Here is a 12010-nt window from a genome sequence, read left to right as displayed (position 1 = left end):
CTCTGGCCGTTTCATCAAGGCGGCCCGTCGGTACTGGCAGAAGGTGCGGGCAAGGGTGAAACCCCCATCCCAGGAGAATCCCCGCATGTCCCGTCGTTTCAGGCAGATTGCCCGCAAGGAAAGCCGACAGGTGGGGCACCTCCTTCACCTGGCTACCTCCCACTTCATCCGCGAGTGTGTCCAACGCGGGGTGAAGGAGATCGTCATCGGGAATCTCACGGGCATCCGGGAAGGGATGGATTACGGTCCCCGGGTAAACCAGCGCTTACACGCTTGGCCCTACCGCAAGATCCTTCACATGCTCCGGTACAAGGCGGCCCTTGTGGGGATCACCGTACGGAACGACGTGGAGGAGCGGGGTACCTCCCGCACTTGCCATGCTTGTGGCCAGGTGAGGAAGGCCAACCGGGTTCACCGGGGACTCTACCGTTGCTCCTGTGGGTGGACGGCCCAGGCGGATGTGAATGCTGCGCTCAATATCTACGAGCGGGCATTCCACGTATCTCCCGTGAAGGGGAGTAGTGGCCGAGTGGCGCGGCCCGTGGTCTTGTCATTCCGGTTGGGATGGCATACGGTCCACGAACCGAAGCGCAAGGAGTGCTTGCGTGCATCCTAAGGGATGCCCCCGAATGAATTCGGGGGAGGACGTCACGGGGCTCCCCCAGGACCTTGGCCATGTGGGGGCCGTAGGGGTAGAGCCTGTCCCGGCTTAAGCCCAGCTTGCCGGCCACTTCCTCTATGGGTAGAAGTGCTTCCTTGACGATCACGGGCTAAGCTTACTCCGCCTTTCCAGGGAAAGAAGTCCCGCCTTGCGCCGGGGCTGGGCCTAGGGGCGAGGGATCATCCTAGAAAATGCCGTATCGCCATGTCAGATTTTCAAGGATAAACCCCAAACCCCCGGTTTCCCCCCGAAAGGAGAAGGGCCAGAACCTGAGGAAGCCTTTCCCTATGCTCCAGCACCGCCGCCAAAGGCAAGGCCCCGGTGGGCTCCACCACCTGCTTCGTGCGGGTGAAGAGGAGGCCCTCGGCCTCCAGGATGGCCTCCTCGCTCACGGTGAGGATGGCGTCCACCTTCCTCTTCAGGATGGGGAAGGTGTGCTGGCCCAAAGCCAGGGTCCTTACCCCGTCCGCCCGGGTTTGGGGGGCCTGGGAGAGGCGCACGATCTCACCCTTTTCCAGGCTCCTTCGGGCGTCGTCCGCCCCTTCCGGCTCCACCCCCAGGACCAGGGTGCTTGGGGAGAAGGCCTTCACCGCCGTGGCTACCCCGGCGATGAGCCCGCCTCCCCCCACCGGGACCAGGACGGCCTCCGGGAAAAGGCCCATCTCCCCCGCCTGGGCCATGAGCTCCAGCCCGGCGGTGCCCTGGCCGGCCATGACCAAGGGATCGTCAAAGGGGTGGATGAAGGCGTAGCCGGTTTCCTCCAGGAGGGCCCTGGCCACCTCCTCCCGGTTTTCCACCGTGACCCCCTGGTCCACCACCTGGGCCCCGTAGGCCCGGGCCGCCTCCTTCTTAAAGGGGCTTGCTTCCTCGGGCATGACGATGAGGGCCTTGACCCCCAGGATCCGGGCGGCGTAGGCCACCCCCTGGGCGTGGTTGCCGCTACTCACCGCAAGAAGCCCCTTGGGGTTTTCCAGGGTCAGGGCCTTGGCAAGGGCCCCCCGGGCCTTGAAGCTTCCGGTCTTTTGCAGGTGCTCGGCCTTGAGGAGGAGGCGCTTGCCCAGTAGCTCATCCATGAGCCTCGAGGTGAGGAGGGGGGTGCGGTGCACGTAAGGGGCGATGCGCCGGTGGGCGGCGTAGATATCCGCTAGTTCCACACTTCTTTATACCGCGCCAGGGACCCCGGGTGGACAGGGACCTCCCTTCCCGCTAAAGTGGTAAGGGTATGGACTTCCTTTACACCTTGGTCATCCTTCTTTACCTGGGCGTGGCGGGGCTTTTGGTCTACCTGGTCCTGGTGCAGGAGCCCAAGCAGGGCGCCGGGGACCTCATGGGGGCTTCCGCGGATCTCTTCTCCGCCCGCGGGGTCACCGGGGGGCTTTACCGCCTCACCGTCATCCTGGGGGTCATCTTCGTGGCCTTAGCCCTTTTGATCGGCCTTTGGCCCCGTTGACAAACCGCCCTTCCCTCGGTACCATAGGCGTTGCTTGGGGCCGTGGCGCAGTTGGGAGCGCGCCTCAATGGCATTGAGGAGGTCAGGGGTTCGAATCCCCTCGGCTCCACCAGGAACCCCCCTGGGGAAGCCCAGGGGGGTGCGCTTTTACCTTAGGGCCCTCACGCCCAGAAGGAGGAAGAGGAGGTTCGCCCCCCAGGCCCCCGCCTCCGGGGCAAGGGCCCCAATTCCTGCCAAGGAGCGGCCCAGGAAGAAGGCCCCGTAGTACCCCAGGGCCAGGACCACACTTAGGCCCAAGGCAAGCCCGGTGCTCCGGCCATACCTCAAGGCCATGGCCGCGGCCAGGAGGACCAGGACCAGGTTGGCCAGGGGCAGGGCCAGCTTGGAGTGGAACTCCAGCCGGGCCCGCCACTTCTCCAAGGGGGCCAAGAAGGGGTCTTGGATCTTGGCCCAGGCCTGGGAAAGGCTATCCTGCCCGAAGCTGAAGGTGTCCGCGTAGTCGGCGATGGCCCGGGCCCGGGAGAGGTCGGACTCCACCTCCAGCACCTTTCCCTGGCTTACCACCCGGAATACCTTTCGGGTCTGGGCCAGGAGGTCCTTGGCGGTTTCCAGCCCGGGGACCTCACCGAAGTCTATGCGGTAGAAACGGTAATCCCTTAAGGTGATCACCTTGTCCTCCCAGCTTCCCCGCTCGGCGAAGAGGAAGGTGCCCTCCTCCCCTCGGAAGGAGGCGATGCGCACCCCCACCATCTCCTTTGTCCCCATGTCAAAGTCCTCAAAGTAGAGGCTACGCCCCTGGCCGATGGGGATCTGCAGGCCCTTTAGGCGGAATAGCCCGGCCCCTTGGGTGTGGATCTCGTCCCACCAGGCCACCCGCACCTTTTCGTTGTAGTGGGGGACCAGCCTCTCCTGGAGGTAAAGGGCCACCCCGCTCAGCAAAGCGCCTATCCCAAGAAGGGGCAAGGCCGCCCGCCAAAGGGGAACCCCCCCGGAGAGGAGGGCGAACTGGGCCCCTTCCGCGGAAAGCCTGCCGAAGACCAGGACCGTGGTGGTGACCAAAGCGATGGGGAAGACCTGCACCAGAACCCCGGGCACGTGGTAGGAGAGCCAGCGGGCCACCTTGATGAGGGGCACCCCCTCCAGCCATCGGGCCCCGGCGTAGAAGAAGCCGAAGAGGTAGACGGCGGTGAGGAAGAGAAGGGCCAGGAGCAGAACGGGGAGGCTTTCTTTCAGGATGTGCCGGTAAAGGGTCATGGGAGGCGGGCGGCGTACTGGGCCAGGGGGCTTGCGCTAGGGGGCACCTTGGTGCTGGCCTGGACCTTTCCCGAGGCAAAGCGCAGGTATAGCCGGGCGTTTGGCCCCTGGCCCCTCAGGGTGGCCTTCCCCTCCTGGTAGGTGAAGCTTCCGAGAGCCAAGGCCTCCTGGCCCTTCAGGTTCACCACCAGGGTTTCCGCCTGGAGCCTGGGGCTTTCCGCCTGGACCCTGCCCTTCAGGACCACGATGTTCTCGGCGAAGAGGGCCAGGGCCCTTTCCGCCTTCAGGCCCTTGAAGTCGGGGTTGCTGAAGGTGAGGCCTTTAAAGCGGGCCTCCTGCTTGGGGATGTCGTGCTCGAGGCTTTCCGCCAAGAAGGTCTCCTTTTGCGAAAGAAGCTCCACCTTCCTGGCCCGCACAAAGCTTCCCTCCTTATACTCTATGTAGCTCCCTTTGAGGCGGAGGCCGTTTTCGTGGTCGGTGAGGACCCCCCCCTGGGGCAGGGTGGTGACGCCGGTGTCCAGGTTGACCCGCTGGGTGCCGAAGGGCTCCACGCTAAAGGTGGCAAACCGGGCAGCGAGGGCCGAGGCCAGGAGGAAGACCAAGGCCAGGGTAGAGCGGCTAAGCCCGTTCATGGCACGTACTTTACCCGAGAGTTCTGAGGAGCGCCTTAAGGCTTCCTTGGCGTATATTGTCCCCCGTGCGCCTTTTGCCTTTCGCCTTGGCCCTGGCTCCCCTCTTTCCCCCTCTCGCCCTTTTGGCCCCCCTCTTTTTGGGCCACCTGCGGCGGCTTTCCCCTTGGGCCTTGGGCCTGTTGGGGGTCTATGCCCTTTCCGTCCTCCTTCCCGCCCTTGGGGCCCCAGAGCCTTTGGCTTTTCCCTTGGCCCTGGGCCGGGTCCTTTACGTCCTGGGCCTGGTGGGCGCCGGTGTGGCCCTTTACGCGGGAGCCTCTTCCCCTACCCAGGCTTTGAAGCCCTTAGGATATGGGCTTTTTCTCCTCTACATAACGGCCTTCGTGGCCACCTACCTCACCTTTGGGGACCAGGCGGTGCAGCAGAGGCTCATGCATCCCTTCCATAGCCCGGTGGGCCTGGGGTTTATGGGGGCTATGGGGGTGCTCCTTGCCGTGTATCTCCGCTACCCCTGGCCCTTCCGCCTCCTTTTGGGCCTTCTTGGGGGTGCGGTCCTGCTCCTTTCGGCAAGCCGCGGGGGGATGCTGGCCCTGCTTGTCGGAGGAGCCGGAGGGCTTCTTTTCCGGGGGCGGGGCCTTTGGGCCTTGGGGCTTGCGGGTCTTGTCCTCTTCGCCGCCTCCACCCTGGATACCCCTATCTCCGAGCGCTTCTTCCAGGCCCACCTCTCGGGGCGCGAGGGGTTATGGCTCAGGGCCTACGAGGTCTACCAGGCCCATCCCTGGACGGGGGTAGGGCCCTATGTGCTGGGGGATTACCTGAAGGGAACCCTCTTTGGGGAGTGCTTCCTTTTTCCCCTCCTCGAGGCCCGCGGCCTAACCTGCCCAGACTGGCTTAGGCCCTTGGGGGGGCTGTGGAGCTTTGCCCATAACCACCTCCTGCAGGCCTTGGGGGAAAGCGGGGTGGGGGGTGCCGTGGGGCTTCTCCTTCTGGTGGGGGGGTTCCTGGCCGCTGCCTGGGGGGAAGGGCTTCTTCTTTCCCTGCTGGTCGCCTTTGTGGCCATGGGGATGACCGACAACCCCTTTAGCGTCCCTAGCCCCTTCCGGGGGGAGATCTTCTTCCTCCTAGGGGGCCTGGCCTTGGCCCGGGGTGGGGTGCAGATGGTCCCCCGGGCCTTAGCCTTGGCGGGGGCGGTGGCCCTCCTTTGGTCCTTGCCCTTCCTCTACCTGGCCACCAGGCCACCTACGCCCCCTCCTTCCCTGGCCTACCTGGCCTTCCCCAAGGAGGGGGTGGGGTTCTTGCGCCTGGTGGGGGCCCAGGGGTACCGGGTCCAGGTGTGGCTTTGCCAGAAGGACTGCCAGCGTGTGGGCTGGGAGTGGCGGGGGGATGAGCCTATGTATTTTCCCCTTCCCCAGGACCTGCCCAAAGGGGAGTACCGGCTTCGGGTGCTCCTCCTCAGCCAGCACCGCCTGGCCCTCAGGCCCCGCTATGTGCTGGAGAAGGAGGTGCGCTGGTGAGGGCCTTGGCTTGGCTTTTGGGCCTCGGGACCTTTGCCCTCGGGCTTTCCCTGGCCCTTTGGTCCTTGGACCAGGCCTTCCGCCTGGCCCCCCTCACCCGGGAAGCTTGCGTTCCCGGGCCTTTACCGGAGAGGGCGGAGCTATGGAGCAATGGGGTGGTGGAGATCCCCCTTTGCCGAAGGGCGCGGGTGGGGTTGGTCCTCGAGGGCGCTCTGGCCCAAGGGAAAGGGCCCAATGCCTTGGTGGTGGAGGGGAGCCACGTCCTTTGGCAAGGGGAGGTGCGGGGAGTGATGGAGGTCTGGGTCAGGACCACGGGGAAAGGGACCCTGGCCTTGGCCTTCACCAATGACTTCTACCAGCCGCCCGAAGACCGGAACCTTTTCCTTAGGGCCTTGCGGGTGGAGCGCTAGCGAAGAAGGGACAGGAGGGCCAGGACTACGCCGATGGCGGCAAACACCAGCATGGCCTTGTTGAAGGCGGTGTTGATCTCCACCTTAACCTCTTGCCTGAGGGCTTCTAGCTTTTCCTCCACCCTTTGGACCCTGGACTCTAGCTCACTCCGGACTTGTTGAATCTGGGCTTTCAGCTTCTCCTCGGTCTCCTGTAGTTTGGCGTTCAGTCTGTCGAGTTGGTTTCCCAGCCGGGCTTCTACCTGGTGGATTTTGGCTTCTAGTTTCTCCTCGGTCTGCTGGATCCGGTTTCCCAGCCGGGCTTCTACCTGGTGGATTTGGGCTTCCAGCTTTTCCTCGGTTTCCCGGATTTGGTTTTCCAGGTGGGCCTCTACCTGATGGATTCTGGCTTCCAGTTTCTCCTCGGTCTGCTGGATCCGGTTTTGCAGCCGGACTTCTGCCTGCTGGATCTGGGCTTCCAGCTTGTTTTCTACCTGCTGGATGCGGGTCTCCAGCTTGTTTTCTACGTGCTGGATTTGGGCCTCCAGCTTACCTTCGGTTTCCCAGATTTTGGCGTCCAGTTCGCTGATTTGGCTTTGCAACCGGGCTTCTACCTGCTGGATTTGGGTTTCCAGCTTGTTTTCTACCTGCTGGATACGGGCCTCCAGCTTGTTTTCCGTCTGGGCCAAGCGTTCCTCTAGCGCCCCGAGCCGGGCTTCCATGTGGCCCCGGGTTTCCCTAAGCTCGGCCTTGACCTCCTCCCTCAGGGTATCGATGCGGCGGGAAAGGTCCTGGACCAAAGGGGGGAGGACCCGGATGGTGGCCTCCACCACCCCCTCCAGCTTCTCAAGCCTTTCCCCTAACCGCTCCCCCTCCACCTCGGGCATGGCCTCAGTCTAGCGTAGGGAGAGGCCGAAGGAAAGACTTTGCCCCGTGGCCTCGCCGTACTGGCCCTTCAGGATATTCTGCCAACGCACCTCGTAGGCGAAGCACCCGTCGTAGTAGCGGAAGGTGAGGCCCAGGCGGGTGATGCCCTCCCCGTTAAGCCCCACCTCGGGGGAAAGCCAAAGGGCCTGGCAGCAGGTGCGCTCGGGAAGGGGCATGGCGTAGCCCAGGCGGACTTCCTCCAGGCTTCCCCGCACGTACCCCAGGCGGAAGGTGCCAAGGCCAGGGTCTTGGAACTCCCCTTCCAGGCGGTCCAGCCGCTGGCCCAAGGGGTTTTCCAGGGCGTAGCGAAGGCCAAAGGGTCCATACCGCCCCTCCAGGCTTAGGCGCTGGAACTCGTCCCGGTGCTCAAAGGTGAAAGGGGGCATGGGGGAAAGGGGCTCGAGCCTCCCCGCATAGCTGGCCCGCAGGCTGAGGTCCCCTTCCCGGAACAGGCCTTCCAGGCTTCCCCCCAGGGCCAGGTAGGGGGCGTAAGGGGTGAAGGGGTAAAAGGCGAATAGGAGGCTGGGGCTAAAGGTAAGGCTAAAGGGCCCCTCCTTCAGGGTTTCCCGGTACCCCCCCTCGAGGCCCACCGTGGTCCCCTGGCTCCTCCCCGTCTCCGCGTAGCGCAGGAAGGGCCTTAGGGTGAGGTTTCCCAAACGGAAGGTGGGGGTGTAGCGGGCTTCCAGCCTGGGGGTGTCGGTGTCGGGAGGGTTGGGGCTTGCGGCGAAGAGGAGGTCGTCCCAGTAGGCCTTAACCCCGGGGGCGTAGCCCAGCTGCACCTCGGCACCCCGGCCGCCTTCCCGTAGGCCCAGGCGCAGGGCTTCTTGGGAAGTGCCCAGGCCTGAGGCCAGAAGGGTGAACCTTCTTGGCCACTGCCCGATCTCATCGCCAGGCCTGGGGAGGGGAAAGTCCTGTAGGCCCAGGGTCCAGCCCCCGGTATCCGAGCTGGAAAGGATCAAGGGGTTTTTGAGGTCGGGCCTCCGGTTCACGTTGGCCCGGGCTTCCTCCAGGGGAACCTCGAGGCCCCAAAGCCCCAAGGTGGCGTCTCCCTTAAGCTCCCCGGTTCGCACCAGGAAGGTGGCCTCTTCCATGGCCAGGCGCACATCCTCCCCGCAGGGGCAGGGGGTGGCCAGGAAGCCCTTGAGCTGGGCTTCCTCCCGGGTGAAGGTGGCTTCCTCCGCCCGCACCCGGTAGGCTGGGCTTTCCAGAAGGATGCCCCTTCCCTTCAAGGGAGTTCCCAGGGCCAGCGAGGCCACCTCCGCCTTCAGCTGCCCCTGGGCCAGGCGTACCTCCTTGAGCTCCTTTCCCAAGAGCACCCTGGCCTCCACCCGCCAGCCCTCGGCCTCGCCCTTTAGGCCTTCCGCCTGGAAGCTTCCTTCCTTTTCCAGGTAGCGGATGGCGGGGGCTTCCAGGTAAAGCCCGTCCCTTTCCAAACAGGCCCGGCCCTCAAAGACCAGGACCTCCCCGTCGTAGCTCATCTCCTGGCCCCCTAGAAGCCCCTCTTCCGTTTCCAGGGTGTAGGGCCTTTCCTTGCAGGGAGAAGCGAGGGCTAGGCCTAAAACCAACCCCAAGACCAAGAGTCTCCGCATGCATTGCATTTTAGGCTTTAGGGGTTATGGAAAGCCAAGGATACTCGGGAGCCGTGATAATCTTTTTCGGGGGAAGGAAGATGCCTAAACACTTAGCAACCACTTTGTCGAAGGAGCGGAAGGCCAAGATCGCCGCTCGGAAGGCACTGAGCCGAGGACATGTGGATCTTAAGGGAGCCAGACGGCTTTACAGCTCCGGGCTAGCTTAAGCGGCAGACTTCGGGACAATATCCTCAGGGCATTATGAAGGGTTTTCTGCGTTCCCTTTTTCCCAGCCCCGAGCGGTTGACCAAAGCGCTCGTTGGCAAGTCCGCCTCAGGGGGCTTAGCCACCAACATTCTGGCCCTTTATGGAGTCCACATTGCTAACTACCTCTTTCCCCTCCTCACCGTGCCCTACCTGGCCCGGGTCTTGGGGCCCAAGGAGTGGGGCCTATTGGCCTTTGCCCAAGCCTTTGGGGGGTACCTTCAGCTTTTAGTGGAGTTTGGCTTTAGCCTTTCCGCCACCCGCCAGGTGGCTAGGGCCCGGGATTCCTTGAGGGGGCGGGCCGAGCTTTTAGCTTCGGTGTTGGGCGCTAAGGCTTTTCTTGGCCTTTTGGCCATAGGGGTAGCCCTCTTAGTGGGAGGGTTCATCCCCGCCTTCCGTGACCATCCCCAGGTCTTGTGGGCCGGGGTATTCTGGGCCTTGGCCACCGCCTTTAGCCCCGTCTGGTACTTCCAAGGGCTCGAGCGGATGCGCCTGGTGGCCGGTCTGGAGGTCTTGGCCAAGGGGCTGGTTTTGCTTCTCCTCTTCCTTTGGGTAAAGGGTCCTTCCGACACCTGGAAGGTCCTTGCCCTACAAGGGGGCGCCTCCTTGCTGGCTACCTTGCTGGCCCTCTACCTCGCCTACCGGGAGGTGCCTTTGTTCCTGCCAACGCTAAAGGGGGTCTTGGAAGCCCTCCGCTTGGGGTGGAGCATGTTCTTCTTCCGCAGCGCAGTGAGCCTCTACACCCTGGGAAATACCTTCATCCTAGGCCTTTTTGCTCCGCCCCAGGTGGTGGGGTACTACGCCGGGGCGGAGAAGATCAGCAAGGCGGTCTTGGGGCTTCTCTCCCCGGTGAGCCAGGCCCTTTACCCGAGGCTAAGCCACCTGGTTCGGCGTGCGCCTGCGGAGGCGGCCCGGTTAGCCCGGTTGGGACTTTGGACCATGGGGCTTTCGGGGCTTTTCCTGGGGCTTTTGGTCTTTGCCCTGGCCCCCTTCCTGGTCAGGCTCTTCCTGGGGGAGGGATATGACCCCGCGGTCCTGGCTTTGCGCCTCCTGGCCTTCCTGGTACCCCTCATTGCCCTCTCCAACGTACTGGGTATCCAGTGGATGTTGCCTTTGGGCCTGGACCGCCCCTTCAACGCCATCATCGTGGGGGCTGGGCTCTTCAACCTGGGACTGGCGCTGCTCCTGGCCCCCCGCCTCTTCCACGTGGGCATGGCCCTGGCGGTGGTGGTCTCGGAGCTTTTCGTCACCCTGGGGATATGGCTGTATTTGAAGAGGAGCCGCCAAGACCCCTTCGCCTTTCAGGGAGGTGGCCAATGAAGGTGGACTACCTCATCGTGGGCGCTGGCTTCACTGGGGCTACCTTGGCGGAGCGCATCGCTAGGGAGCTGGACAAGAAGGTCCTGGTGGTGGACCGGAGGCTCCACATGGGGGGGAACGCCTACGACGAATACGACGAGCACGGGGTTTTGGTCCACCGCTACGGCCCCCACATCTTCCACACCCAGAGCAAGAAGGTATGGGACTACCTCTCCCGGTTCACCGAGTGGCGTCCCTACTACCACCGGGTGCGGGCGGTGGTGGAGGGCAAGGAGATCCCCCTTCCCTTCAGCCTGGCCTCCTTAAGGCGGCTCTTTTCGGAGAGGCTTGCGGACCTACTGGAGGAGAAGCTTATCGCCCACTTTGGCTACGGGGCCCGCATTTCCATCCTAAAGCTCAAGGAGGTCCAGGACCCCGACCTCCGCTTCCTGGCGGACTACGTCTACAAGAACGTCTTTGAGGGCTATACCCTCAAGCAGTGGGGCTTGAAGCCGGAAGAGCTCTCCCCCTCGGTCACCGCCCGGGTCCCCATCCTGGTGAGCTACGACGAGCGTTATTTTCAGGATACCTACCAGGCCATGCCCAAGGAGGGGTACACGGCCCTTTTCCGGAGGATGCTGGCCCATCCCAACATCCGGGTGCTCCTAGGGGCGGACTGGAAGGAGGTGGAGGGGGAGGTGCGCTTTGACCGTCTCATCTTCACCGGGCCCATGGACGAGTTCTTCGGCTACCTGCACGGGCCCCTGCCCTACCGCTCTCTACGCTTTGCCTTTGAACACCACCAGAGGCCCTGGTTCCAAGAGGTGGGCACGGTGAACTATCCCAATGACCATGGCTTCACCCGCATCACCGAGTTCAAGCACCTCACCCATCAGGCCTACCTGCCCCACACCACCGTGGTCTACGAGTACCCGGAGGCCTACCGCCCGGGGGAGAACGAGCCCTACTACCCGGTTCCCCGGGAGGAGAACGAGGAACGGCTTAGGCTTTACCAGAAGGAGGCAGAAGGGCTGAAGACCGTCCTCTTTGCCGGAAGGCTTGGGGACTACCGCTACTACAACATGGACCAGGCGGTGGCCCGGGCCCTGAAGCTCTTTGAGGAGATCGTCCATGGGTGAACGGGTTTGCGCCGTGATCGTCACCTACAACCGGAAGGCGCTCCTGCGCGAGTGCCTCAAGGCCGTCTTCTCCCAAACCCGCCCCCCGGACCACGTCCTGGTGGTGGACAACGCCTCCACCGACGGCACCCCAGAGATGCTCCAGGAAGAGTTTCCCCAGGTGGAGGTCCTCCGCCTCCCCGAAAACCAGGGCGGGGCCGGGGGGTTCCACGAGGGGATGAAGCGGGCCTACGAGCAGGGCTTTGACTGGCTGTGGCTCATGGACGACGACGCGCTCCCCTCCGCTGACTGCTTGGAAAAGCTATTAAAGTATGCGCTTGAGATGAGGTTAGACGGAATCGCCCCATTGGTAATAGACGCTCAAGATCCAAACAAGCTATCCTTTTCTGTGCAACAAGGCTTCCGCCGCATCCTTGGTGTTACTGAGTTAAAGGAGGTAGAATTCATTGCAGATTTCATGAACTTGTTTAATGGTGCTCTTTTAAGGAGTTCTGTTATCAACGAGGTTGGTTTGCCTAGGAAGGAGCTATTTGTCCGAGGAGATGAGGTAGACTTCCTTCTCAGGATGCGCAAAAGCAAGTTGCGGTTTGGAACTTTGACAGCAGCCAAGCTACTTCATCCAAGTGGCCTTACTGAAGAGTTTCCCTTACTTGGGAGGCGCATGGTTGTGGTTTACACACCAAACTGGGGCAAGAATTACTATCAGTACAGAAATCGTGTATTCTTGATTCGGGAGCATAAAACCGGCATAAGCAAGTGGCTTGCCTTGAGCTTAGAATTTATCCGTCACACCCTTTTCTTCCTATTACTAAGGCGGAGTTTCAAAGAATGGAGGCGTTGGCTAAGTGCAGCTTTGGACGGCTACAAGGGACGTCTAGGGTGCCAGCCCGAACCGCCCCAAGGTCGCTAGAGG

The 12010-nt window shown here is 62.9% G+C and carries 12 protein-coding genes and 1 tRNA gene; 8 read left to right on the top strand and 5 right to left on the bottom strand.

Annotation, left to right across the window (positions count from 1 at the left end):
- Nucleotides 1–13: 13 nt before the first annotated feature.
- Complete coding sequence (locus F604_RS0108110) at nucleotides 14–616, top strand: zinc ribbon domain-containing protein (protein WP_081624242.1); 603 nt, start codon at nucleotides 14–16, stop codon at nucleotides 614–616.
- A 260-nt stretch (nucleotides 617–876) separates the two neighbouring features.
- On the opposite strand, the gene F604_RS0108105 is transcribed toward F604_RS0108110, so the two are convergent.
- Complete coding sequence (locus F604_RS0108105; protein ID WP_019551218.1) at nucleotides 877–1815, bottom strand: threonine/serine dehydratase family protein; 939 nt, start codon at nucleotides 1813–1815, stop codon at nucleotides 877–879.
- Nucleotides 1816–1883: 68 nt separating this feature from the next.
- Here F604_RS0108105 and secG point away from each other — a divergent pair, with 68 nt between their 5' ends.
- The gene (gene secG / locus F604_RS0108100; RefSeq protein WP_019551217.1) at nucleotides 1884–2111 is read left to right on the top strand and encodes a preprotein translocase subunit SecG; all 228 of its coding nucleotides are present in this window, start codon (nucleotides 1884–1886) and stop codon (nucleotides 2109–2111) included.
- A 36-nt stretch (nucleotides 2112–2147) separates the two neighbouring features.
- A tRNA-Ala gene (locus F604_RS0108095) sits at nucleotides 2148–2223 on the top strand.
- Nucleotides 2224–2258: 35 nt separating this feature from the next.
- On the opposite strand, the gene F604_RS0108090 is transcribed toward F604_RS0108095, so the two are convergent.
- Both F604_RS0108090 and F604_RS0108085 read right to left on the bottom strand, forming a co-directional pair.
- A complete protein-coding gene (locus F604_RS0108090; RefSeq protein WP_019551216.1) occupies nucleotides 2259–3365 on the bottom strand; it encodes an LptF/LptG family permease in 1107 nt (368 codons plus the stop codon).
- Nucleotides 3362–3997, bottom strand: coding sequence for a hypothetical protein (locus F604_RS0108085; protein ID WP_019551215.1), 636 nt, complete (start codon nucleotides 3995–3997; stop codon nucleotides 3362–3364). Before F604_RS0108085 ends, F604_RS0108090 begins: the two co-directional genes overlap by 4 nt.
- Nucleotides 3998–4062: 65 nt before the next feature.
- Here F604_RS0108085 and F604_RS0108080 point away from each other — a divergent pair, with 65 nt between their 5' ends.
- Both F604_RS0108080 and F604_RS0108075 read left to right on the top strand, forming a co-directional pair.
- Entirely contained in the window at nucleotides 4063–5508 is a 1446-nt protein-coding gene (locus F604_RS0108080; RefSeq protein WP_019551214.1) for an O-antigen ligase family protein, read from the top strand.
- A 5-nt stretch (nucleotides 5509–5513) separates the two neighbouring features.
- Nucleotides 5514–5918 (top strand): hypothetical protein, encoded by a 405-nt coding sequence (locus F604_RS0108075; RefSeq protein WP_026329071.1) that lies wholly within the window; start codon nucleotides 5514–5516, stop codon nucleotides 5916–5918.
- On the opposite strand, the gene F604_RS0108070 is transcribed toward F604_RS0108075, so the two are convergent.
- The gene (locus F604_RS0108070) at nucleotides 5915–6784 is read right to left on the bottom strand and encodes a coiled-coil domain-containing protein (RefSeq protein ID WP_019551212.1); all 870 of its coding nucleotides are present in this window, start codon (nucleotides 6782–6784) and stop codon (nucleotides 5915–5917) included. The genes F604_RS0108075 and F604_RS0108070 overlap by 4 nt on opposite strands.
- A gap of 9 nt (nucleotides 6785–6793) precedes the next feature.
- Nucleotides 6794–8413 (bottom strand): LPS-assembly protein LptD, encoded by a 1620-nt coding sequence (locus F604_RS0108065; protein ID WP_026329070.1) that lies wholly within the window; start codon nucleotides 8411–8413, stop codon nucleotides 6794–6796.
- Between the two features lie 243 nt (nucleotides 8414–8656).
- Here F604_RS0108065 and F604_RS0108060 point away from each other — a divergent pair, with 243 nt between their 5' ends.
- Genes F604_RS0108060 through F604_RS13255 form a run of 3 tightly spaced genes read left to right on the top strand, consistent with a single transcriptional unit; the run spans nucleotide 8657 to nucleotide 12007 of the window.
- Nucleotides 8657–9979 carry a flippase gene (locus tag F604_RS0108060; protein WP_019551210.1) on the top strand — a complete coding sequence of 441 codons (1323 nt, stop codon included), beginning with the start codon at nucleotides 8657–8659 and terminating at the stop codon, nucleotides 9977–9979.
- The gene (gene glf, locus F604_RS0108055; RefSeq protein ID WP_019551209.1) at nucleotides 9976–11097 is read left to right on the top strand and encodes a UDP-galactopyranose mutase; all 1122 of its coding nucleotides are present in this window, start codon (nucleotides 9976–9978) and stop codon (nucleotides 11095–11097) included. Before F604_RS0108060 ends, glf begins: the two co-directional genes overlap by 4 nt.
- Complete coding sequence (locus F604_RS13255) at nucleotides 11090–12007, top strand: glycosyltransferase family 2 protein (protein WP_019551208.1); 918 nt, start codon at nucleotides 11090–11092, stop codon at nucleotides 12005–12007. The genes glf and F604_RS13255 overlap by 8 nt, the downstream gene beginning before the upstream one ends.
- Nucleotides 12008–12010: the final 3 nt, after the last annotated feature.

This window comes from Thermus scotoductus DSM 8553 (genome assembly GCF_000381045.1).
Classification (GTDB): Bacteria; Deinococcota; Deinococci; order Deinococcales; family Thermaceae; genus Thermus; species Thermus scotoductus.
This window is presented reverse-complemented; position numbering and strand designations above follow the sequence as displayed.